General features: G+C 42.6%; 22 protein-coding genes. 8 read left to right on the top strand and 14 right to left on the bottom strand.

Going from position 1 to position 23,690, the window contains the following annotated elements:
- Nucleotides 1-63 precede the first annotated feature (63 nt).
- The 9 genes from NH153_RS05575 to NH153_RS05535 form a co-directional block, all read right to left on the bottom strand.
- Nucleotides 64-438: a hypothetical protein gene (locus NH153_RS05575; protein WP_063701872.1), complete on the bottom strand. Its 375-nt coding sequence runs from the start codon at nt 436-438 to the stop codon at nt 64-66.
- Nucleotides 439-446: 8 nt separating this feature from the next.
- Entirely contained in the window at nt 447-1,994 is a 1,548-nt protein-coding gene (locus NH153_RS05570) for a S41 family peptidase (RefSeq protein WP_063701870.1), read from the bottom strand.
- A gap of 44 nt (nt 1,995-2,038) precedes the next feature.
- Nucleotides 2,039-2,881, bottom strand: coding sequence for an amidohydrolase family protein (locus NH153_RS05565; RefSeq protein ID WP_063701868.1), 843 nt, complete (start codon nt 2,879-2,881; stop codon nt 2,039-2,041).
- Nucleotides 2,878-3,603, bottom strand: a complete 726-nt coding sequence (locus NH153_RS05560; RefSeq protein ID WP_063701866.1) for an SDR family NAD(P)-dependent oxidoreductase — start codon at nt 3,601-3,603, stop codon at nt 2,878-2,880. Before NH153_RS05560 ends, NH153_RS05565 begins: the two co-directional genes overlap by 4 nt.
- 9 nt (nt 3,604-3,612) lie before the next feature.
- Nucleotides 3,613-4,101 (bottom strand): FKBP-type peptidyl-prolyl cis-trans isomerase, encoded by a 489-nt coding sequence (locus tag NH153_RS05555; protein WP_063701864.1) that lies wholly within the window; start codon nt 4,099-4,101, stop codon nt 3,613-3,615.
- A gap of 64 nt (nt 4,102-4,165) precedes the next feature.
- Nucleotides 4,166-5,662, bottom strand: coding sequence for a LysM peptidoglycan-binding domain-containing protein (locus tag NH153_RS05550; protein WP_105175056.1), 1,497 nt, complete (start codon nt 5,660-5,662; stop codon nt 4,166-4,168).
- A gap of 28 nt (nt 5,663-5,690) precedes the next feature.
- A complete protein-coding gene (locus NH153_RS05545) occupies nt 5,691-6,677 on the bottom strand; it encodes an MBL fold metallo-hydrolase (protein WP_063701862.1) in 987 nt (328 codons plus the stop codon).
- Nucleotides 6,678-6,745: 68 nt separating this feature from the next.
- Nucleotides 6,746-7,033, bottom strand: coding sequence for a cell division protein ZapA (locus NH153_RS05540; RefSeq protein ID WP_054552457.1), 288 nt, complete (start codon nt 7,031-7,033; stop codon nt 6,746-6,748).
- Nucleotides 7,033-7,263 carry a hypothetical protein gene (locus NH153_RS05535; RefSeq protein ID WP_054552458.1) on the bottom strand — a complete coding sequence of 77 codons (231 nt, stop codon included), beginning with the start codon at nt 7,261-7,263 and terminating at the stop codon, nt 7,033-7,035. The genes NH153_RS05540 and NH153_RS05535 overlap by 1 nt, the downstream gene beginning before the upstream one ends.
- A gap of 240 nt (nt 7,264-7,503) precedes the next feature.
- Here NH153_RS05535 and NH153_RS05530 point away from each other — a divergent pair, with 240 nt between their 5' ends.
- Nucleotides 7,504-8,343 (top strand): 23S rRNA (adenine(2030)-N(6))-methyltransferase RlmJ, encoded by an 840-nt coding sequence (locus NH153_RS05530; RefSeq protein WP_063701860.1) that lies wholly within the window; start codon nt 7,504-7,506, stop codon nt 8,341-8,343.
- A 55-nt stretch (nt 8,344-8,398) separates the two neighbouring features.
- Here the strand turns inward: NH153_RS05530 and NH153_RS05525 are convergent, their stop codons facing one another.
- The 3 genes from NH153_RS05525 to NH153_RS05515 all read right to left on the bottom strand — a co-directional run bounded on the left by NH153_RS05525 (nt 8,399) and on the right by NH153_RS05515 (nt 10,775).
- On the bottom strand, nt 8,399-9,208 hold the full coding sequence (locus NH153_RS05525) for an META domain-containing protein (RefSeq protein ID WP_063701858.1): 810 nt from the start codon (nt 9,206-9,208) through the stop codon (nt 8,399-8,401).
- A 156-nt stretch (nt 9,209-9,364) separates the two neighbouring features.
- Nucleotides 9,365-9,931, bottom strand: a complete 567-nt coding sequence (locus NH153_RS05520) for a PhnA domain-containing protein (RefSeq protein ID WP_063701856.1) — start codon at nt 9,929-9,931, stop codon at nt 9,365-9,367.
- Nucleotides 9,932-10,010: 79 nt separating this feature from the next.
- The gene (locus tag NH153_RS05515; RefSeq protein ID WP_082873997.1) at nt 10,011-10,775 is read right to left on the bottom strand and encodes a substrate-binding periplasmic protein; all 765 of its coding nucleotides are present in this window, start codon (nt 10,773-10,775) and stop codon (nt 10,011-10,013) included.
- Nucleotides 10,776-10,879: 104 nt separating this feature from the next.
- Here NH153_RS05515 and NH153_RS05510 point away from each other — a divergent pair, with 104 nt between their 5' ends.
- From NH153_RS05510 to NH153_RS05480, 7 genes are all read left to right on the top strand, one after another.
- Complete coding sequence (locus NH153_RS05510; protein WP_063701853.1) at nt 10,880-12,157, top strand: EAL and HDOD domain-containing protein; 1,278 nt, start codon at nt 10,880-10,882, stop codon at nt 12,155-12,157.
- Between the two features lie 54 nt (nt 12,158-12,211).
- Nucleotides 12,212-12,826, top strand: a complete 615-nt coding sequence (locus NH153_RS05505) for a paraquat-inducible protein A (RefSeq protein ID WP_063701851.1) — start codon at nt 12,212-12,214, stop codon at nt 12,824-12,826.
- A 37-nt stretch (nt 12,827-12,863) separates the two neighbouring features.
- The gene (locus tag NH153_RS05500) at nt 12,864-13,223 is read left to right on the top strand and encodes a hypothetical protein (RefSeq protein WP_167350236.1); all 360 of its coding nucleotides are present in this window, start codon (nt 12,864-12,866) and stop codon (nt 13,221-13,223) included.
- A gap of 104 nt (nt 13,224-13,327) precedes the next feature.
- Nucleotides 13,328-14,650: a TolC family protein gene (locus NH153_RS05495; protein WP_063701845.1), complete on the top strand. Its 1,323-nt coding sequence runs from the start codon at nt 13,328-13,330 to the stop codon at nt 14,648-14,650.
- On the top strand, nt 14,643-16,100 hold the full coding sequence (locus tag NH153_RS05490) for an efflux RND transporter periplasmic adaptor subunit (RefSeq protein ID WP_063701843.1): 1,458 nt from the start codon (nt 14,643-14,645) through the stop codon (nt 16,098-16,100). Before NH153_RS05495 ends, NH153_RS05490 begins: the two co-directional genes overlap by 8 nt.
- Nucleotides 16,097-19,201: an efflux RND transporter permease subunit gene (locus NH153_RS05485; protein ID WP_063701841.1), complete on the top strand. Its 3,105-nt coding sequence runs from the start codon at nt 16,097-16,099 to the stop codon at nt 19,199-19,201. Before NH153_RS05490 ends, NH153_RS05485 begins: the two co-directional genes overlap by 4 nt.
- Before the next feature lie 142 nt (nt 19,202-19,343).
- On the top strand, nt 19,344-19,799 hold the full coding sequence (locus tag NH153_RS05480; protein WP_063701839.1) for a hypothetical protein: 456 nt from the start codon (nt 19,344-19,346) through the stop codon (nt 19,797-19,799).
- Between the two features lie 276 nt (nt 19,800-20,075).
- On the opposite strand, the gene ppx is transcribed toward NH153_RS05480, so the two are convergent.
- A complete protein-coding gene (gene ppx / locus NH153_RS05475) occupies nt 20,076-21,563 on the bottom strand; it encodes an exopolyphosphatase (protein WP_063701837.1) in 1,488 nt (495 codons plus the stop codon).
- Complete coding sequence (ppk1, locus tag NH153_RS05470) at nt 21,556-23,637, bottom strand: polyphosphate kinase 1 (RefSeq protein ID WP_063701835.1); 2,082 nt, start codon at nt 23,635-23,637, stop codon at nt 21,556-21,558. Before ppk1 ends, ppx begins: the two co-directional genes overlap by 8 nt.
- Between the last annotated feature and the right edge of the window lie 53 nt (nt 23,638-23,690).

Here is a 23,690-nt window from a genome sequence, read left to right as displayed (position 1 = left end):
TCACTAATATTTTACTAAAAAAGCCCGTAAGGGCTTTTTTTATATCTACTTTTTAGATTTAAATTAATCAATTGGCCTGCATTTTACCAAAGGTAGTGGCTCGGTTGCTTTACTATCTAAATGACGAACAAAGCACATGCTGTTTTTGATTAATAATTCAAAGCGCTCAGGCATCGCTAGCTGTTTGCCCATCATCGGGTTACCCTGAGCATCTACAACACTCATACTATCTGTGACTAACACGCTGCTATTTATAAACGCATCATTGGCAACTGCGATTGGCTTACTATGCATTAATCTGGCAATGCCTTGTGCTATTAGCTCACTTTGTGGCTCAGTTAGCCGCGCATGTTGTAATTTCGGTGTTGGCTCTTGGCTTTGTGCACTACAGCCTAGCAGCGTTGATATCAGTAATACACTAGTTAGTTGGGCTCTCATTAAGGTTCCTACTGCTCTAAAATTTTACTTTGCTGAAGCAAGGTAGAAGTACGGATGTCATGCACTTTTGGTGTGTCTGTAAAAATTGCTGGTGCAAACCCTTGTTCACTAATCGTTGAAGTGGCTTGAGGGCAACGGCCTGTCTCGCGATAGCTAAGTGCAGTACTTAGCATAGCTTCATTTTCATCGCCTAATTGGTGTGTGAAGTCATCAGCGACAGCACAGCCTGGGATCATCACTGGCTGATACTCGCTATCATTGCTATTTTGTGGCGCAAAGCCATCAGCATATTCACCAAATTCTTTGTTATTGACGCCGGTAAATTGAATACTGAAATAAGTGGTATCACAGTTATCAGTCGGGTAGTAACCATAAGGTTTACCGCAGGTTGTTTCGCCTATTTGAATTACCTCGATATCGGCACCCCGTAGGCCATTAATCACAGCCTCACTGGCTGAGCAGGTGTTGCCTGTTGTCAGCACAAAAACACGTTCTAGGTTCAACGAAGGCAATGGGGTTCCTGGGCTGATAGCTGGGTTTTCGGCAAAGCCTAAAAACTCATCGGTAAAATAAACGGGTTCTAAGCGATCGCCAGTAACGGGGTTAAAGGTTGGATGTTGATCGTTAAAAATAGTGCGTTCAAAGATTTTGCCTGAGGTGTTGTTTCCGCCTGCCACCATGTAAGCAACTTGGCTGGCCATTAATAAGTATCCACCAGGGTTGTAACGCATATCGATGATCAAGTCTTTAACGTTACTTGCAGCTAAGCTGTTAAAGGCGTCATACAAGGGCTTTTCTGCCACAGCATTATGGCGATTAAACTGAAAGTAGCCTACTTCACCATTGGCAAAGGTCTTTATGTTGCTAACTGCTTGGCCTGTAATGGTTTGTGCAGTCATAGTCACTTCACGAATTTCGCTGGTATTAATGTCTTTGAATACAAAAGAGGTTACTTTGCCGGACTCCGAAGGAAAGAGGCCTGCATTTAATACATCAACCTCAGCTTGGGTGCTGGCATTAACAAAGTCAACGCCATCCACTTCAACGACTTCTAAGCCACGGCTCAGGTTGAGGTTTGCAGCCGGTGAATTAGGTTCTGTGTAGCTGATAATCCCTTTGCGAGGGGCGCTGGCACTGATTAACTTAAGTTTAAAGCCATAACCAAAAGACTGCCCTGATTGGCTCTGAGCTTGCCATTCGTCAGTTGGCAAGCTGGCATGAAAGTTATCTTTGTTTGCACCTGAATCCGTGGTGTTTTGGGTTTTTAATAAGGCAAAGTAATTTAAAACACCGTCAGTTAATGCAGGGTCGCGGTCCGTTATTTCGTCATACCAAAGATAGGTTTCGTGACTCCAAGCGCGTAGCCAGTGCTTTTCATTGAGTGCTTGGCATTGTTGGTCAAATTTACTTGATGGCTCAAATACACCTTCAGTCCATGTGATATCTGCAGCATCGATAGTCCCTGACTCTGAGCTACCAGAACCACCACAGCCTGCAATGATAAGCGAACACGTAACTGCTACAGCAGCTAAAGGCTTTTTAAAATGAACAAACATAACACCAACCTAAACAGCTTTACTGACCTGAATATAGCTAGTTTTTAAGCAATTAGATAGATTTCGCGGGCGTTTTTATAGCTTAGTTTATGCCATAAACTCGACTGCGAGCACAATGAGTGATAGTGCTGCCAGCAGTTTGTGTAACTGGTATTCATTTGGCAAACAGGGAAATTACTGGCAAACATAACGCGACGTTCACCAAAATACTTAACTAAATTATTAACCAGCCAAAGGTGTTTGTTTACGGCAATTTGTGTGAATTCTAAGCCTGAGAACTTTATTGCGATATTATCGCAGCGGCTGAGTTTAATGATTGCTTCAAGCCATCTTTGCTCATCACTAATAAAGCCTAAATGATTAATTACCACACGTAATGAGGGCAGTGCGATGCAATACTTAATAAGCTGCTCAGTCGCCTGCATGTTTTCAATTTCAAACTGTGCTTCAAAGTGTAAGTTTTCGCCTGCGAGCATGGCTAGGTTGTCTTGGCAGTGAGGAGTTAATAAGCGCTTGGCTTCATCACCTTCGGTTATATCGCGAATACCAACCAAAGATGGATGATCTAATTCATTGAGTGACGCTTCAAAGTGTTTGCTAGATGCGTCAATCGCGCTGTAGCTGATTGCTCGATAGGGAATATCATTTAAGTACGTTGCAAGCCAATTAAGCTCATTCACTGGCGCTTGATTATCAAAGCCAGCTTCAATATGCACCAAGGCTTCTAGTTGAAATGGGCAAGCGGCTTTAAGTTCTGAGCTAGTAATTTGCTTTTTGATTTTATCTAAATTTGGCCAAGGGGGGGGGTTGCTACCTTGTAGCCAAGTGTATTGACCCTCAGTGAGGTTAAAAAAGTGCACATGGGGGTCAATAATTTTGTCGCTCATTGCGTGGTGTATCCACCATCAATACTTTGTAAACTACCAGTAATAAAGCTTGCTTCTGGGCTTATTAAAAAGTTCACCAAAGCAGCAATTTCTTCTGGTTGCCCTAAACGGCCTAGCGGTTGCAGTGCGGCTTCTTCAGCAACAATTTCTGCTTTATCGGCACCACTGCGCTGACAATATGCATCAATCGCATTATGAAACAATGGTGTTTCTATCGTACCCGGACACACTGCGTTAGCACGAATGTTAAACGCCGCATAATCGAGTGCTGTCGTTTTTGCCATGGAAGCTAGCGCGTGCTTGGTTAGGTTATAAGCAAACGAGTTTGGTTTGCCAATGATTGCCTGATCAGAGGCAACCAATACGATACTGCCGCCTTGCAGGCTTTTCATGTTAGGTAATACAGCTTGAATTGCAGCATAGGCACCTTTCACATTGAGCGCAAACAGGGCATCAAACGTTGCTTCATCGGTATTTTCAATGTTGGCACTTAAATGACGACCCGCATTAGAGACTAAAGCATCAACGCGACCCGTCTGAGCAATAATATCGGCAATAACCGATTTCACCTGCTGAACATCACTGACATCACAGTAATGATAATTGCCCTCAGACGGGGTGATATCCAAGTTATAAACTGTGTAGGCTTCACGCTCTAAACGCTCAACTACAGCTTTACCAATACCTTTACTGCCACCGGTGACAATTGCAACGTTTGTCATTTTTTACCCTTAGTGGCTATGGCCACAACCGCCTTCACCGTGCACGTGGCCGTGTGATAATTCGTCAGCTGTTGCTTGGCGAACATTGATCACTTCAACATCAAATGTCAGTGTTTTACCAGCAAATGGGTGGTTTAAGTCACAATCTGCATTGAAACGGCCCACTTTAACGATAGTCACTTGGTGACGACCTTGGTTTGAATGAACGATTGCAGTCATACCTGGCTTCCACACTTTTGTGTTGCCTTGTAAGTGCTTAAGAGGAATGCGTTGAATTAGATTATCAACGCGCTCGCCGTAAGATTCGCTAGGTTCAAGTGTTACGCTGAAGTTATCACCAGCCGCTTTACCTTCAAGGGCTTTTTCAAGACCAGGAAGCATGCCTTCAGTGCCATGGATATATGAAAGTGGCTCGCCATCTTTGCTTGATTCGATTTGCTCGCCTGCTTCACTAAGTGTGTAGTGAAATTCAACCACTGCGTCTTTACTGATTTGCATGTTATTTCTCTTTTGAATTTAAAATATAGGCGCTGATTTTACGCTAACCACAATGCGTGAGCAATCAAGGCTTTTTCAATGAGCTTTCGATACCTGACAACATGGCTTCGCTGGCTGGTACTTGCGGCTCAGCGGGTTTTGCTTGCGGTAGGTGCAATGTCAAAATGGTGCCTGGTTTTAAAATGCTGGTGGCACTGAGTTTATTCCACGTTGCAACGTCTTTATGAGGCACGTCGTATAGCTGACTGATACTCCAAATTGAATCACCTGGTTTAACGAGGTAATCAACCGCAATGGTTGCGATAACTTCCTCATGCTGTTCAAGGTAAGGGCTAATATTGTAATCAACCAGTAAAGATTCAGGCATGGTTTGGGGCTGCGATAATCGCAATTGTTCACCGACTTTAATCAGGTTACTTGTTTTACTATTAAGCGCTTTCAGATCCTTTACAGACATATTAAAGCGTCTGGCAATGCCATAAAGCGTATCGTCTTTTTGCACTATATATTCACCAGCAAAGTTGTTGCGAAACAGCTTACTTTGCAGCAAGGTACGGCGCTCCATAGGTAAAAGCAGAGTATGTGGACCATTTGGAGAGCTTTGGTTTTTTAAATATCCTGGATTTAATTTATGGAGCTGGTTATGCCCCACGCCAGATAAGTTAGCGATCACCGAAAAATCAAATTGCTGGCCGACATCAAATTCAGTGGTGAGTGCTTTATTCGCTAATTTAGGGCGCTTTAAGCCTTGCTCAGGATGCTTAAGTAAATAGCTAAGTGCCAAAAGTTTAGGAATATATTCAGCAGTTTCTTTTGGTAGTGATAATGACCAATAGTCAGTTTTTTTGCCAAGCTTTTTATTTTTTTCGATAGCTTTTTTAACGCGTCCTTCACCACTGTTATAGGCAGCAAGGGCATGCAGCCAGTCACCATCAAAGCGTTTATGTAAGTAACTTAAATAAGCTAAAGCGGCATCAGTTGAAGCGAGTATATCTTGGCGTCCGTCATACCATTGGTCGCTTTGCACACCAAAATGATAAGCTGTCGCACCGACTAGCTGCCAAACACCTACGGCTTGCTCTGATGATCGTATTGTTGGTCTAAAATCACTTTCAACAAAGGGTAATAGGGCCAGCTCCATCGGGAGCTTCTGTTGCTCGATACGTGTGACGATATGATACAAATAGGGTGCCGCACGTTTATTTACTTTAATCAGGTAATTGGGTTGTTTTAAATACCATTTTACTCGTGCAGATGTATGTTTGTTGGTTTGAAATACCAGCGTTAAATTGTTGGCGATATGCTGCCACAGATCTTTTGATCTAGGCTTTGCTAGTGGGGTATTATTGACTGCTATGGGCACAGCAACAGGACGTGGTTCGACAGCTGTTGAATCGACAAACTCACTAGGTGCTTGCTGGGTTGTTAAATCAGGCTCGTAATGGCTAAAAATCTCCGGCCTTGCCCGTTGTTGTTCTGTTTCTTGCTGAGTTAGTTGGCATCCTTGTAAGCCAATAAACAAGCTCAGCAAAAGTAAATATTTCAAACTTACTTGAGCCATATAATAAAATCCTTTTACTATTTTAGCCCTATTTTGACAATTTGCTCTGTTTAAGTCCAGCTTCTAGAAACATAGAAAACGCTCTTTCGCCCACTTCATCAAGTTGGTATTGCTGTTTAACGTCTGAAGGAAAAAGTGGAATTAATTCACTCACTGGTTTATCCGGCGAGGAATTTGTCAGCTCTTTAATGGTTTTCAAAAACTTTAAAGGGAGCGCAAGTTCAGCAGGTGTCAGCGGCTTGCCGTGACCCGGTAAAATAGTTGTCAGTGTGGTATTTTTCTGAATATCTTGCAGTGCGGTTATCCAGCGCGTGAATGTACCATGCCCAGGGTAAGGTAAGCTGTCGACTATATCGCCGCCTAACAGCACGCGACCTTGATCTGCCCTTAAAGTGAGATCGCCCTTAGTATGCGCTTGGTAAGGTGTAATAACGACGGGGTAGTTACCAAGGTTTAGCTGTGTTGACTCAGTAATGCTAATAGCTGGCGGGTTTAAGGTGAGCTCTCGCCAGCGAAATAAGCGCTTTTTTGCAAGTTCAAGTTTGTCGCGCCAAATAGCTTGTTGATTTTCAGGTTGATTGGCAAGCCGTTGATAGCTGAGCTCAATGCTTTTTTCATAGCCATCTAATTTATCTGTCAATGCTTGCTGCATTGCTGAAAACTCAGTCGCTACTTGCTGATGTACAATGAGTTTAGCTTCAGGGAACTCAGCTTGTAAAACGGCCAAGCCTAGCAGATGATCATCATGATAATGACTCGCCACTAAATAACATAATGGTGTTTTTAAGCGTTCTTTTAGCTGCTCAGCGAGCTTTTCTACCTCGGCAAAGTTACCACTGGCATCAAACATTAAGGCACATTCTTTACCCTCTATCAGCACTTGATTCGAATCGTAAAAACGCAGTTTATTTTGTTGTTGTAGAAATTGGATTTCAGGCGTGATGCTATGCCAGCTAACGCTTGCTTGGGCGCTATAGCTTAGAAATAAACAGAACAAAAAAGCACAAAATCGCATGGTGTTTAGCTCGAATAGGTGTCAGTGCAGTTGATTGTAAACAAAAAAAGCGCCAGATGCGCTTTTTTCTAAATACTAAGGTGTTGGCTGAGCTTATCTATTAAGCTGTCATGTTGTTGCTCTTGTTCTGCTTGTTGCGATTTAACTTCAAGCAATTCATGACTTAGATGTAATGCTGCCATTAGCAATGCTTTTTGGTCATTGCGAACCGATGAGCGTTGTTTCATTTGCTCCACTAAGTCATTCAAATTTTGTGCAGCAGCAACTAGGGCATGCTCTTGCCCTGGTGGGCAAGAGAACTCATGCTCTTTACCTAGTAGCTCTACGGTGACCCGCTGACTTTGTGGGCTGCTCATTAGCTAGCCTGTTGAACGCTTTGCAATTTCTCAAGCAGGCCAGTCAATGTGCTGCTTGTATCTTTTTGTTTCTCTTCGTTTTCTAGTACTTCAAGTTGCAGAGTTTCGTTCTCATCTAAAAGCTTAGCGGTTTGTTCTTGTAGGCTTTTAACTTCACTTTCAAGTTCGCTGTTGCGAAGGATTAATTTGTCGATCAGTTGTTCGAGTTGGGAAAGGGTTTCGTTATTCATAAATGCGCTCATAAAACTGTGATTATTGTCATGCAAATGTAAAGGAAAGTGTCTTGATATGCCAGCATTTACGGCCTTTTTAGGGGATTTTTATTTATTATTAAGGTGTAATTCAGCGTAGCGGCTTTTTTATTCATTTTTGATTCACGAAAGCGCCAGATCCTAGGATCATTTTCTGTTTATCATGTACAATATGGCCATTCATTTTTAATGCAGTTTTGCATTTGGCGACTTATAAATATGCTTAGTTATCGACACTCTTTTCATGCAGGTAACCCTGCTGATGTGCTAAAACATCTTGTTCTAGCTGAAGTTCTTAAATACCAAACAATTAAAGATAAACCACTTGATTATGTGGACACCCACTCAGGTGCTGGCTTTTTTGAACTTGCAGGCAGTGATGCACAAAAAACACAAGAGTATTTGGATGGGATTGCTAAGCTTTGGCAGCACAACAGTGAGCATGATGCACTTAATGAGTATATTGAGCTGATAAAATCATTTAACTCACATGGTAATTTAGATTTTTACCCAGGTTCGCCAAAAATTGCAGAGCACTTTTTACGTCGCCAAGATAACGGTTGGTTCTTTGAGTTGCATCCACGTGACTTACAGTTACTGCAAGACAACATGAAAGGTAAGCGTTCTATTCGCGTACGTGGTGAAAACGGCTTTCAAGGCTTAATTGGTTTATTACCACCAGCATCACGCCGGGCTTGCGTGCTTATTGACCCTCCATACGAAATTAAAAACGATTACGACACGGTCGTTAATACCCTTGTTAAAGCACATAAACGCTTTGCAACTGGAACATACATGATTTGGTATCCGGTTGTAGACCGTGAACGAATTGACCGAATGGAAGCGGGTTTAATCGCTTCGGGTATGCGTAACATTCAGCTGTTTGAACTCGCAACAGAGGCCGATACCGACGTTCATGGTATGACAGCATCGGGTATGATAGTGATCAACCCGCCATGGAAATTAAAGCAAACAATGGATGCGGTATTACCTGAGCTTGTTTCATTACTAAGCGATAGCAGTGGTTTTTATCGCAGCGAACAACTAGTTGAAGAATAATTTTTTCAATACAAAAACGCCCAGCATTTGCTGGGCGTTTTTGATTTAACTGTTGTTAATTCATGTAAGTTGCTGCGAAGGTTGCAAGCGGCTCATTACTATCATCTAACAAGGTTAACTGTTCCCCATTGATAGAGTACTTAGCCGTTGCTGCAAGTGCTGCAGACATGGCTGCTTCAATATCCATTTGTGATACACACATTTTTTTGGTGCTTGCTAATGGGTTGAATGTAAGCGTCTGCTCGTTAACCTCGTAACTACCTGAGAAGTTATTACACCCTAAATAACCATTGGTTGAACCATCGTCTTTAAACTGCACGAAAGGTTCTTTATTTTCAACGGTGATTGCTTCTCCGCTGATGGTAACGGCTTTCCAATACGTATTAGTCAAAGTAACGTCTGGTTTTTTCGCTGATACTTTAGTCACAGTCACCTTATACACATCACCCGTCACATCTTCAGCAAATGGATTATTGTGAGTGGTGCTGATGTAAAGTAATTTACCTTGATTCTCAATGCGTGCACTCACACCATAGCGGTGACGGTCAGCAATTTTACTTTCGTCATATTCAAGTGCCACGTTATATGGCGGCGCGCCATTTAATTCAATTTCTTGTTCGCTGATAACGTCAGCTTTGGCATCCATTTTTGATACATCAGCAAGTTGTACTTTTAATACTGAACCTGGTGGCAGCATGCTGCGATCTAAATAAGTAACCTGTGTATTAAGGGTTTTCATTGTTGATTGCTCAGCCTGTGGTGCGGCAGAGTCTTCACCACAACCTGTTAATACTAAGCTGCTCCCTAAGATCATTAAACTGCATAGAGAAGCGCGTTTGAAAGATGAGATGGTATCCGAAGCCATGATTGTTTCCTTGCGTTTTAGGGTTATGCGTCTTTGTTATTGAGTTAGCATAAAGTTCGCTGACTTAATCATAGCTTAATTAACAAAAAATGGGCACTAGGCCCATTTTCTTAATAACGAATCGCTTGAGAGAAATAAAGCGAATTAAAGTAATCGTTACTTTTTCACGTATTTGGTAAGAATAACAATGCGTTGCCCTTCAACACGGCCTTCAATGTGTTCAGGGTTGCTCGTTAAGCCAATGTTTCTAACTGCGGTGCCGCGCTTAGCAACAAGGCTGCTACCTTTCACATCAAGATCTTTAATAAGTGTCACAGTGTCACCTGCTTGTAGCACAACACCATTACTGTCGATGTGTTTAATATCGTCATCTTCAGCTAGGGCTGTTTGCGCCCACTTTAGTGTGTCTTCTTCAAGATAAATCATATCGAGTGCATCTTGTGCCCAACCGTTATCAGCAGCTAAACGCTTCAACATGCGATAAGCCACAACTTGTACAGCCGGTGTTTGGCTCCACATGCTGTCGTTCAAGCAATGCCAGTGGTTTGCAGTTAAATCAGCATTATTTTCAATTTGATCTTTACAGGTTTGGCAAACGTAAATGCATTTATCAGAATGAGCCTCTGTAACAGGTGGCACTTCGTAAACAGATAGATTATCTGTATTAGTGCAAAGTTCACATTGGTTATTACTGCGTTCGATTAGGGCTTGTTCAATGCTCATAGGAGGCTCTTTTAGTTAACAAGGTAAGAAAAACAGCGCGCATTATAGCAAAAGCAGGTCCAAAGCGGAATATCCCTAATTATTGTAGGGGTATGCTTTTTGTGTATTTATTGATTATGGCATCTAAGCGGCCAGAATTTTTAAGTTCTTTGATTGCTGTATTTATTTTTGGTAACAATGATTGATGCTCACTGCGCAGGCGAATTTTTAGATTACCTAGCGAATGTAATGCACCAAAGCTGATATCTGCATCAAATTGCTCAGCCCAATATAATGCTGGCAGTTTATCAATTATGACGACCTCAATTCGTTGCATTTTTAACGCCTGAATGAGTTGTTGTTCAGAGTGAAAATCAACCCGTTTAAAGCGGTTATCGTCATAATAGTAATAACCTAAAACAGTCCCTACGGGTTGATTACGAATACTGTTGAGTTGCTGCCATTGAGCCACAGAGCTTTTTAAGCTCACTAGATACTCTTCAACGGCAAACAGGGTGTCTGAGTAACTAAACTGTGGATTTTGTTTTTCTGCCTGGCTCAGCCATTCGGGGCTTATGACATCAAAATCGATATGTCCTTGGTGAAGGTATTTAACGGTTCGTTTTGCAGGAAGCTCGACATGCTGCACTTGAATATCAGCAAGCAGCATAACTTGCTTGATCAATTCGGGGAGGATCCCTGGGTTGCTTTTATCATCAATATAGTAAGGATAGTAGTTCCCAGAGCCGGTTACATTGTACTTCAGTACAGGTTGCTGCTCAGCCAAAACTACGTGAGTAATAAAGAGTAAAGTTAAGAAAATCGAGTGAGAGAAGCGCAATGGTCTGATTGAATTCGTTTTCATGTACCTAGTTTGGTTGGGTTTTTGTTTTTTAGCAAGGCAAACATCTTTCACTATACTAATAACAATAGTAATGTGGAGTTAGCCACATCTAAGTGAGAAGTTGAATGTCAGAATTAAGTATGGAAGGTAACAAAAGTCAGAGCATGACTCAGTATATAGCCCGGCAGCCAATATTTAATGCTGATAAAAGTTTGTATGCTTACGAATTATTGTATAGAGAATCGAGCGATAATGTCTTTCCGGTAGGTACCAGTGATGGCCAAGCTACAGGACGGCTGTTTTTTAACGCGTTAATGTTGATGGGACTCGAAAAGCTAACGGGTTTTCAACCTGCATTTATCAACCTATCGACCGACGCTATTTTGGATGATTTCCCTAAGTTGCTGCAACCACGCAGTGCGGTTATCGAAATAGTCGAGCGGGCTACCAGTATTCCAAAAGTAGTGAACCGTGTTAAGCAATTAAAACAAGAGGGTTACTTGTTCGCGCTTGATGATTACGATGGCACAGATAAATGGCAAGATATTTTGCCTTTGATGGATTTTATAAAGCTTGAAGTCACACAGCCGATTATCAAAACCAACATGATGATCAAAAAGCTCAAACGCAGCTTTCCTGAAACCACCATCATAGTGGAACGCATTGAAACTTATGAAGACTTTAAGCAGCTAAAAGCGGCTGGTTGTGACCTGTTTCAGGGCTACTTTTTTGCCAAGCCAGAGCTTTTAAGTTTTGGTAATGTTGAACCATCAAAAGTTGCCGTGCTTGAATTACTTAACTGTACAGCGCAAACAGATTTAAATTTTGATGCAATTCAACAACGGGTTGCTAAAGATATTGGCCTTACTGCACGTATTTTAAAATTAGTAAATGCACGTACAAGCAGTGGTCAGCAGACAATTCGTTCGATTTCGCAAGCGGTTATTTATCTCGGTGAAGATGCGATTAGACAATTTGTGCGAGTATTAGCGCTCAGCGAATTAGGCAATGATAAACCGCAAGAGCTGACCAAACTTGGCTTAACAAGAGCTAAATTTATTGCGCTGATGCTTGAACCAGGCGGTAAAGACCTAGCTGAGCAAGGCTATTTAGTTGGCTTACTCTCTGTTTTAGATGCAATTTTAGATATGGAGCTTGATATCATTGCCAAAGAGTTTTCGTTGGGTAGTGAGCTTTCGAGCGCACTATTAAACTTTAATGGCATGCAAGGTGCGAGCTTACAGCTTGTTAAAGCAATGGAAGAAGAGCAGTGGCACACAGCCCATGAGCTACTAATGATGATCCGTCCTGCGTCAAAAATGGATGTGGTTTTTCAAGCTATGTATGATGCTCGTGCTTATGCCGATGAAGTGTTTGAAAGCTTATCATCGGTTACAGACTAAACCCGCGGAGTTCGTTATGATGCGAGCTCTGAGTATTTAAAAGGTTTGTAACTAATGCGTGTTGTTTTTCCGGTACTGGCTATTTTAATTGCCTTGGCGTTACTAATTCCCGGTGTAACCCAGCCTGTGCTCACCCTAGAAGGAAAAATCGATAAATCTAAGCTTGCCAAAACAGGTATTGAAATGATTGCCGATGAAGGCGATCGCAATACTCGTAGCGTGTTAATGATGGCATCAAGCATGTTGGGGCTTGATAAGCTTGAAGGTGAAATTGATGCCTATAAAAAAACACGCAGCATTTGGGGCACCGTAAATGAGCTTGCTAATAACAAAAACTACCTTGTTGCCGCGCTTGTTGCAGTGTTCTCAATTGTCATTCCCACTTTAAAACTCCTGATGCAATTGCTTTACTGTTTTTTACCTGTGAATAGATTTAAGCATTTGCTAGGTCAACTCATACAAGGCCTAAGTAAATGGAGCATGGTTGATGTGTTTGTGATTGCATTGATCGTGGCCTATTTAGCAGGTAATGCCGATGGGCAAATGGGCGAGCTGATTAAAATGCATGCCGAATTAGGTGATGGGTTTTGGTATTTTACTGGTTATTGCCTGTTTGCTATTGCTGCCAGCAGTAGCATAAAAATAGATAAACCCTTGTCGAGCGCGTAAATTTCGGTCTACAATTTGGGCAAATAATGTTTAAGGTATGATGATGACGCGACTTTCAAGCTACTTATTGATAGCTATGATGCTGCTCACGTTTGTGGGTCAGTCAGTTGCGTCTGTTGCTATGGTATGTGATATGCCAAATGCCAGCATGCAAATGGACCATCATGCTAATATGAATGCTGACAGCGACATGAGTGATATGGATTGTTGCCATGAAGATGCAATGGATAACAGCGATTGTGCGTGTCCGTTCAATGCCTGTACAGCTCACTCACTCCTGCCGTTAAATGATTTAGTTGTTAAATCAATTAAGCAATCAGAAAAAGTCACAGTGTTAGGCGCCAGCCAGCTGAGTTTCCGCGTCAGTTCTTTATATCGTCCACCTATTACTGCTTAAGCAGGATAGGTCTGTCTAAAATTCAGTAAAACGCTGAAATACACCTCATTCTGCAACCAAAATCTATTGTTTTTTAACCATTTTTAAGATTTTTGGAGCATGTGATGATTCACAGCAAATTGATTAAGGCGCTTTCTCTAGGCGCAGTATTGATAACCTCAAGTTTAGTGAAAGCAGAGCCGTTGGCACTCAATCAGGTGATTGATTATGCATTGACTCACGAGCCTTGGTTACAGGCAAATAAATACCAGCAACAGGCGATAGAAGCACAAAGCATTGCCGCCGGTACCTTGCCAGATCCAGTGTTAACTGTTGGACTTATGAACTTACCAACCGATGGCTTTGCCTTTGACCAAGAGGGTATGACGCAATTCAAAGTGGGCTTGTCTCAGCAATTTAGCCGAGGTGATAGTCTTGCCTTACAGCAACAAGCTTTAAAACAATCGGCTGAGCAATATCCTTGGCTTAGAGCTGACCGCCAAGCACAGGTTAAAGCCATTGTTAGCGAAGCATGGCTAAATGCTTATCGCGCACAAAAAAGCATTCAACTGATCAACCAAGATAAAGCCTTATTTAATCAGCTTATTGATATTACAGAAGCAAGCTATGCCAATACACTTGGTGCGACTCGCCAGCAGGATATTATTCGCGCTCAGCTAGAGCTGACTCGGCTTGAAGATAAGCTGGTGATGTTAGAGCAACAGTTTGATAGTGCCAAAAAGCGACTAGCTCAATGGCTACCTATTGAAATGCTAAACGGTGCAGTGAGCGATGAAAACACCAAGGTGACCGCAGTTATGGCTTATCAAGAGCTTGCACCATCGGGGGTGACTGAAGTGCTGATGAATCACCCGGCAATTATCGCTATTGATCATGCTATGCGTGCTAAAAACACTCAAGTGAAAGTGGCGAAAGAAGCGTATAAACCGCAATTTGGTATGAACCTTGGTTATGGCTATCGTGATGATACCCCGATGGGTGACTCTCGCGCTGACTTATTCTCTATTGGGGTGAGTGTTGATTTACCGCTGTTTACTGATAACCGCCAAGATCAACAAGTTAATGCCGCAATAGCTAATGCCGAGGCGGTAAAAACCAACAAGCTTATTACCCTGCAAAAACTGCAAGGTCAGTATTTTAAAGAGCTTAGCCAATTAAGCCGACTTGCTCAGCGCAAAGCGCTGTATCAACAGCAGCTATTACCGCAAATGGCAGAGCAAGCGGAGGCGACGTTAAATGCTTACACCAATGATGATGGTGACTTTTCAGAAGTGATGCGTGCTCGCATTAGCGAACTTAACGCGAAAATTGATGCATTAAACATCGAAATTGATAAACAAATAACCCTCGCTCGCCTTAATTATTACGCAGCAGCAAAAGATAACCAAATAAATGCAGCACAAAGCCAAGGAGCTAGCAATGAATAACACAGTGAAATTAGTTATCGCTTTGGCGGTAGGTGCAGCATTGGCAACGGCTGTAAATAAATTGGCTGAGCCAGAGCATGAACAAATGCCAAGCGCTGAGAAAAAGCCGCTATATTGGGTGGCGCCTATGGACAGCAATTACCGCCGTGATGAACCGGGGTTATCACCAATGGGTATGGAATTAGTCCCTGTTTATGAGGAGCAAAGTAGCGCTGAAGATAGCCCGGGTACGGTGAGGATCTCACCAGCAGTCGTTAATAACTTAGGGGTAAGAACAGCGCCCGTACGCTTTAAATCATTACAAACGACGGTTGATACGGTTGGTTATGTGCAATACGACCAAGACCAACTCGTGCATATTCACCCTCGTGTCGAAGGTTGGATAGAAACCTTATATGTAAAAGCCGCTGGTGACCAAGTTAAGCAAGGCGAGCCACTTTATACCTTGTATTCTCCACAGCTAGTGAATGCGCAAGAAGAGCTACTGCTTGCCCTTAAACGTAACAATGCAGTGCTTATACGTGCGGCAAAAGCACGCTTAGCCTCACTGAATGTTTCTGACGATTTTATTGCGCGATTAGAGCAAAGCCAAAAGGTTAGGCAAAACATTACCTTTTATGCCAAGCAAAGTGGCGTATTGGATGAGCTAAATATCCGCGAAGGCTTCTTTGTGAAACCGGGCACAACCATGATGAGTATTGCCCACCTAGAAGAAGTGTGGGTTGAGGCTGAAGTTTTTGAGCGCCAAGCAGGGCTTATCCATAAAGGCTTGCCTGTTACCATGAGCTTAGATTACTTACCGGGCAAACGCTGGCAAGGCAAGGTCGATTATATTTACCCAACCCTTGATGAGAAAAACCGTACCCTGCGCGTGCGTTTACGCTTTGCTAACCAAGATGGCTTATTAAAACCGAATATGTTTGCTGAAGTGAGCATTACTACTAAGCCAACTGAGCCGCAATTAGTGATAGCTAAAGAAGCGGTGATCCGCACCGGTAGCCAAGACCGTGTCGTGATTGATTTAGGTGAAGGGCGCTTTAAATCAGTCGCTGTGACGCTAGGCCGTAGTGATAATCATGATGTCGAAATTTTATCAGGCTTATTGAAAGACGATAACGTTGTGGTTTCAGCGCAGTTCTTAATAGATTCCGAATCAAGTAAGAGTTCTGACTTTATGCGTATGCAAGAACCTGATAGCGATAGCGCAATGGTAAATGGCGTGATCAACAGCATTGACCGTGAAGCCAGAACGGCTGTGATCAGTCGTGAGGCCATCCCTAAGTGGGGCCGCGGGGCTGCAACTATGGAATTTCATTTCTCGCCGCGCATCGATATGTCTAGTTTGCAAAGCGATGATGAAGTGCATTTTACCTTTAAATTGGTGGACGGTGAGTTTGTGATTTTTGACATCATGACCATGAGCCACCCTATGCAAGGAGAAATGCAATGATAGCTGCCGTGATCCGTTGGTCAGTCGGTAATCGCTTCTTTGTATTACTGCTGTCTTTAATGTTGGCGGGCTTTGGGATTTTTTCTTTAAAGAATACCCCAGTTGATGCCTTGCCTGACTTATCTGATATACAGGTTATTGTAAAAACATCTTATCCAGGACAAGCGCCACAAGTGGTGCAAGATCAAGTAACGTTTCCGATCACCACAGCCATGTTGTCGGTGCCGGGTGCTGAAACGGTCAGGGGCTTTTCGTTTTTTGGTGACTCTTACGTATACGTTATTTTTAATGAAGACACCGACCTTTACTGGGCCCGTAGTCGGGTGCAAGAGTATTTGAGTCAAGTAAGTGCTCGCTTACCTGATTCAGCAAGGCCTGAACTTGGCCCTGATGCAACAGGGGTGGGTTGGATTTACCTGTATGCGCTGGTGGATAAAACCGGTAAACACGATATTAGCCAGCTACGAAGCCTGCAAGATTGGTTTTTAAAGTTTGAGCTGCAAACGGTACCGGGCGTATCAGAGGTAGCGTCTGTTGGTGGTATGGTTAAGCAGTATCAGGTGAATGTCGACCCGGATAAATTGCGTGCTTATGGTATTCCGCTAAGTTTAATTCAAACAGCAATTAAGCAAGGTAACCAAGAGCGTGGTGCCTCAGTGGTCGAAATGGCAGAAGCCGAATACATGGTATCGAGCACAGGTTACATCAAAAGTGTCGCAGATTTAGAAGCCATTCCGCTGGGTACTAATGCCAATGGTACGCCACTGCAATTACGCGATGTGGCCGATATAAAACTTGGGCCACAAATGCGCCGTGGAATTGCTGAATTAAACGGCGAAGGCGAAGTAACTGGTGGTGTGGTAGTGATGCGCTTTGGAGAAAACGCCGAAGCAACCATTAAACTCGTAAAAGAAAAGCTAGAGTCGCTCAAAAAAGGCCTGCCAGAGGGCGTCGAAATCATTCCAGTGTACGACCGTTCAAACCTTATTACCCAAGCACTTGATAACTTAAGTTCAAAGTTAATTGAAGAGTTAATCGTCGTGGCCTTAGTGTGTGTGGTGTTTTTATTCCATATACGCTCATCGATCGTAGCCATTATCACGTTGCCAATGGGTATTTTAACGGCTTTTGTGGTGATGTATTGGCAAGGTATAAACGCCAACATCATGTCGCTTGGCGGCATAGCGATTGCTATTGGTGCAATGACAGATGGTGCTATCGTGATGATAGAAAATATGCACAAGCATATGGAGAAAACCCCTCTGACCGATGAGAACCGCTGGCAAGTGGTGATGGACTCAGCCGCAGAAGTCGGGCCCGCGTTATTCTTTAGTTTATTAATAATTACCGTCAGCTTTATGCCAGTGTTTATTCTTGAAGCTCAAGAAGGACGTATGTTCTCGCCTCTGGCTTATACAAAAACCTATGCAATGGCGGCCTCGGCTGGTTTAGCGATTACACTGGTGCCAGTATTAATGGGCTACTTTATTCGCGGTAAGGTTATTTCGGAGCAGAAAAACCCAGTAAACCGCTTATTGGTGGCAGCCTATAAACCCTTGTTAAATGCAGTATTAAAAGCGCCGAAAACAACATTGGTACTGGCATTAGTGTTGGCTGCTATTGGCTTTTACCCGGTTAATAAAATTGGTAGTGAGTTTATTCCTCCTCTTGATGAGGGCGACTTAATGTATATGCCAACGACTTACCCAGGTATTTCAATTGGTAAGGCCCGTGAAATCTTACAGCAGACCGATAAGCTAATTGCCAGTGTGCCAGAGGTTGAGTCGGTGTTTGGTAAGGTAGGTCGAGCGGATACTGCCACAGATCCTGCGCCGCTTACCATGATCGAAACCTTTATTCAGTTAAAGCCAAAGTCACAGTGGCGCGAGGGTATGACAACCGAGAAACTGAAAAAAGAGCTCGATAATCTGGTTAAGTTCCCAGGGCTTACCAATGCGTGGGTTATGCCAATCAAAACACGAATCGACATGCTTGCCACTGGGATTAAAACGCCTGTGGGGATCAAAGTAGCAGGGCCAAAGCTGAGCGAAATTCAAAAAATCGGTGAGCAAATTGAAGTCATCTTAAAAGATTTACCGGGCACGGCTTCGGTTTATTCTGAGCGCGTTGCCGGCGGTCGCTACATCAAAGTTGATATCAACCGTGAAAAAGCAGCACGGTACGGTTTAAACATTGCTGATGTGCAACAGGTTGTTGCTACTGCTATCGGTGGTATGAATGTGACCGAAACGGTTGAAGGGCAAGAGCGTTACCCGGTTAACTTACGTTATCCACAAGATTATCGCGACTCGCCAGAAGAGCTTAAGTTGTTACCGATAGTGACACCAAACGGACAGCGTATCGCATTGGCCGATGTAGCTCATGTCTTTATCGAAGATGGCCCGCCGGGTATTAAAAGTGAAAATGCCCGCATTAATGGCTGGAGCTTAATCGACATTGAAGGCAGTGATATTGGCAGTTATGTTGAGCGTGCGCAACAAGCGCTGCATGAGCAGCTCGAGCTACCTGCTGGTTACTCAATTACGTGGGCGGGGCAATATGAATATATGGAGCGCGCAAAAGCTAAACTCAGTTACGTATTGCCACTCACCTTGGCAATTATTGTGGTGCTGTTATACCTCAATTTTAGAAGCTTTATTGAGGTGGCAATGATTATGCTGACCTTACCGCTTGCGATGATAGGCGGTATTTGGCTGATGTACCTTGAAGGCTTTAACTTCTCGGTTGCTGTTGGGGTTGGTTTTATTGCCCTGGCTGGGGTTGCTGTGGAAATTGGCGTGATCATGCTGGTTTATCTCAACCAAGCTTATCAAGATGCTAAAGCGCAATCAGCACAGTTCACGGTTACAGAGCTGCGCCAAGCAATCATCAATGGTGCAGGCCTTCGGGTTAGGCCTGTAATGATGACAGTTGCCACTATTATCATTGGGTTACTGCCGGTGCTTTATGGCACTGGAACCGGTAGTGAAGTGATGAGCCGAATAGCCGCGCCTATGGTCGGCGGGATGCTCAGTGCCATAGTTTTAACGCTACTTGTGTTACCTGCGCTTTATTTTATATGGCGTAAACGCGACCTATAAATTTTACAGTCAGTGTGTAACTTGTGCGCTTTTAATTGCTGCAAGTTACACATTTTATTTTTAACTTGTTGATAATTGGGTTGTTTGTTGCTGGTGTGATTTATGCAAAGTCATATTAAATTGATTTTGATAAGGAATGCACATGCAAGTTAAAACAATACAACAAGTTTATGATTGGACCGTGTTATTTCATACTCAAATGGCAGCCAATTTCCACAGTGTTAAAGACTTACTGGACGAGCACAATCAAATGCTGGTGGACTATTATCTGCAATATGAGAAGAAGCTGGCAGAAGATCTCGTTGGTTTTAAAGCGATTACCGAAGTAAACACACTCGATACGTATTGCTATGAGTATTTTTCTGAAAACCCAGAGCTAATTACTTTTAACGATATCAGCACTGATCAGCGCATTGATGAAAAGGCGATTCAGGTTTACTTAACCACGCAACACCAAAAAGTAATCGACTTATATGAGTACTTGGTGTCACGCGCCGAAACGGCAGATACCAAAGAAAAGCTCGAACGTTTGCTAGAACTTGAACATCAAGGCCTTAAGCAAATGATGCAAAGCTCAAACCGCCATATGGATATGTAGTATACCCAAACCACCTCAAGATGCAGAATTCAGCGTTTCACAGGTGCTTAATATCAAGGCGTTACTTTGTAAGAATGGCAGTCCCTTTTAAGAAGTAACAACGATGAGAGTAAGTGCCTGTGAAGCGCCCAACGGGTTGGTTTAAAAGCGATTTATACTGCGTTATTGATCTTAACAATAGAACCACTATTACTTGCAATCAATGCCTTGCCTAAATCGCTTTTAATTCCAACTGAAACTCACATCTTGAGGTGGTTTGGGTATATATTAATCAGCTTAATGAAAATCGAGTAAGAAGCCGACTTTTTTAAGGTATTTTTGCTCTTGCTGTAAGTCAGCTAAAAGCAAGGTATGTTCTTTAAGCCACTTATTGTAAAACTTTAAGAACATACTATTTTGCTTGGCTGTTACCTCAAGCTTAAAGCCTTGGTCAGTAATGCGCTTTTGATTTAGCAGTACTGCTAAACGCAAAATCACAATGAGCTGTAATATTTCATAATGCTGCATGGTATGCAGTGCTGGAAAATCTTCTAAACGGATCTTTTTACGATAAAAACGGATCATACAGCTAAGAAGTGTTTGTTGTTGCTGTGTAAAGCCAGGTAATTGGCTGTTCGCCACGATATAGGCACTGTGTTTATGTAACCCCGAAGAATTAACCCCTAAACCAATTTCATGCAGCTGTGCAGCCCAATCCAGTAAATTTATGTGATCAGAGTCAGTCAGGTGCCATGTTTCTCTTACTTGTTCGAATAGCCACTTTGCGGTTGTTGAGACGCGATTAGCATGCTCTTTATCTATGGCATTGCGCTCAGATAGGTTCGCTATGGTATTTGTACGAATATCCTTATGGGCGAGTTTTTGCTGCATTTCATGAAGCAGGCCTTCACGCAGTGAAAAGTCGCTATATTGCATCGCTTCGATGTTAAACAGTCTAAATATGGCAATTAAAATAGCTAAACCACCACAAATACTCACTTGCCGCTCAGGCGTAAGACCTTCAATTTGCAGCGCTTGTATTTGTTTTGCAGCAATAAACTGGGTTTTTAATTCTAATAATCGCTCTAAAGTAATTAGCTCTTGCTCTGCATCGTTTGCATTGATCATGGCAAGGATAGATTTAATCGTGCCTGATGTTCCCACCACTGATTGCCAGCCAGCTGATAAGTAATTTGCAAAGATCACTTCGAGTTCTTGCTCTGCGCGAACTTCGGCTTTGGCAAAGCGCTTAGCTGTGATTTGTCCATCTGCAAAAAACTGCTTGGTATAGCTGACACAGCCCATGTTGCGGCTAGCGAGTAGTTTGTGTTTAAAGTGTTTACCAATGATGAGTTCAGTACTGCCGCCGCCGATATCAATGACTAAGCGGTTTTCATCGTGATGAATATAATGGGCAACACCTTGGTAAATTAAACGTGCTTCTTCTTGCCCTGATATTACTTCGATTGGGTAAGGAAACACTTTACTTGCTTGCGTTAAGAATGAATGAATGTTTTTCGCACGGCGCAATGTGTACGTGGCGGCCACTTTGACATTTTCAAGGGGAAAGTCCTGCAAGGTAATGGCAAATTGCTTCAAAATTGCCAGTGCGCGCTCAATAGCTTCTTGGCTTAAATGATTTTTATCATCTAAACCGTCAGCTAAGTAAACGCGCTGCTTTTCTTTGTGTAAGATTTGCAAAGAGCCATCGACCTCTCTTGCCACCACTAAATGAAAACTGTTTGAGCCTAAATCAACGGCAGCAATTGAGGGATAATCATTCATTATTGTAGTTACTTTCCCATTTCTTAAGGTGGTCATAAATGGCAATTTGCGAGCGAATTTTTTTACGATTGCCACGGCGCACATAGCTGTTTTTTTGTTCGCTATCGATTATGCGTGCTTTTGATCTATCTTTAAACTGTAGCTCAAGAATATCAATAATCAGCTGTTTTAATTTTTCATTGTAAATCGGAGTGGCTACTTCTACGCGGTGATCAAGATTTCGGGTCATCCAGTCTGCCGATGAAATATACACTTTTTCGTCACCATTATTATGAAACACCATCACCCGGGGGTGCTCTAAAAAGCGGTCAACGATACTAATAATACGAATGTTATCGTTCACGGCAGAGGGCACTAAGGAACACATACCACGCACAATAATGCGAATTTTTACGCCGCGTCTTGCAGCAAAATAAAGATGATCAACCAGCTCTTTATCAACTAGGTTGTTTATTTTTAACGTAATTCGGCCCGCTTTTCCGTGCTCTACATTGGCAATTTCAGCGTCAATTAACGACATAATAGTTTGTCGTGCGTTAACTGGCGAAATCATTAAATGGTCAAATTGAAATGGTCGGTAACTACTTTCGATAAACTTAAACACGCTATCGCACTCTTCACTAATGCCCTCATGCTTGGTGAATAAGCTAAAGTCCGTGTAGATTTTGGCTGTTTTTTCATGGAAGTTACCCGTGCCTATATGGGCATACTTCACGATGTTATTCTTTTCTTTACGGTGAATAACGCATAGCTTACTGTGAACTTTCAGCGCAGGAATACCAAAAATCACTTTAACCCCAGCGTTACTCAGGGTTTTTGCCCATTCAATGTTGTTCTGTTCATCAAAGCGCGCTTTCAGCTCAACCATTACGGTTACATGCTTACCATTTTTTGCCGCATTAATTAGCGTAGAAACAAGGCGAGATTGACTCGCAACGCGATAAATATTGACCTTAATTTGGGTTACATCTGGGTCAAACGCAGCTTGGCGTACAAACTCAAGTAAATGGTTAAAGGTGTGATAAGGGTAATACAGCAACACATCTTGCTCAGAGATGGCATCAAACACACTCGAGTGATTGTTAAAGGCCGTGCTTTGTAATGCAGGCAGTGGTTTGTTTTCTAAATACTGACGGCCAACATTTGGAAACGCAATAAAATCGCGGAAGTTACGATAACGACCGCCGGGGATCAGCGCATCATGTTGGCTTATGTTAAGGCGCTTTTTCATCACTTTAAGCATTTCATCAGGCATGCTCTCGTCATAAACAAGGCGCACAGGCTCAGCAGAAATACGTTGTTTTAGGCCTTTCGACATTTTATCGAGTAAACCTTCTTCGAGTTCATCATCTAAATTGTACTCGGCATCGCGGGTCAGTTTGATGGCATAACATTGAATATCATCAAAGCTAAAAAAGCTGCTAAATACATCGCGAATAAAGTAGGCAATGATGTCATCAAGCATCACAATGGTTTTGTGGCGACGTGTTTTCTCAGGAGGCAAAATAACAAAGCGTGAGACGCGGTCAGTAGGCACCTCCATCATGGCATAATGACTTTTTTGATTGGTCATCTCGACAAACAAATAAGTCATGGTGTCGTTAATTTGATCTGAGTAGTCTTTCTTTTCAGAGAGCAAAATCGGCAAAATGTGTTGCAGTACATTGTCGTGGAAAAACTTTTTCAGCCAGGTTAAATGAAATTCAGATAACTTCTCTGGTAGCTCTACGTGAATATTATGCTCGTTTAAATCATTCAAAATATCTTTATGAATTTGATTAAATTTTTTGCCAAGCTGGAGCACTTTACTCTGGATTTGATGGAGTAGGATCTCATCTTCATCAAAGTTCGCATCAGGAATTTTATTAAGTAAAATTCGGCGCTTTACATCTGCAACACGGACACGGAAAAACTCATCCATGTTGTTTGAGTAAATACCTAAAAAGCGCATGCGCTCAATAATCGGGTTCGATTTATCTTTGGCTTCTTGCAGCACGCGTTCATTAAATGACAGCCAACTTAGCTCTTTGGCAAAGTAATTGATGGCTTGAGAAGAAGAATGTGATGCGTTCATCTGGTTTTCCAACGTTTATAGCTAGTTAGAATATAGAGGATGCAGATGACGGT

Source organism: Pseudoalteromonas gelatinilytica (assembly GCF_001641615.1).
GTDB lineage: Bacteria > Pseudomonadota > Gammaproteobacteria > Enterobacterales > Alteromonadaceae > Pseudoalteromonas > Pseudoalteromonas gelatinilytica.
The sequence above is the reverse complement of the archived record's forward strand: the minus strand, read 5'-3'. Positions and strand labels throughout refer to the sequence as shown.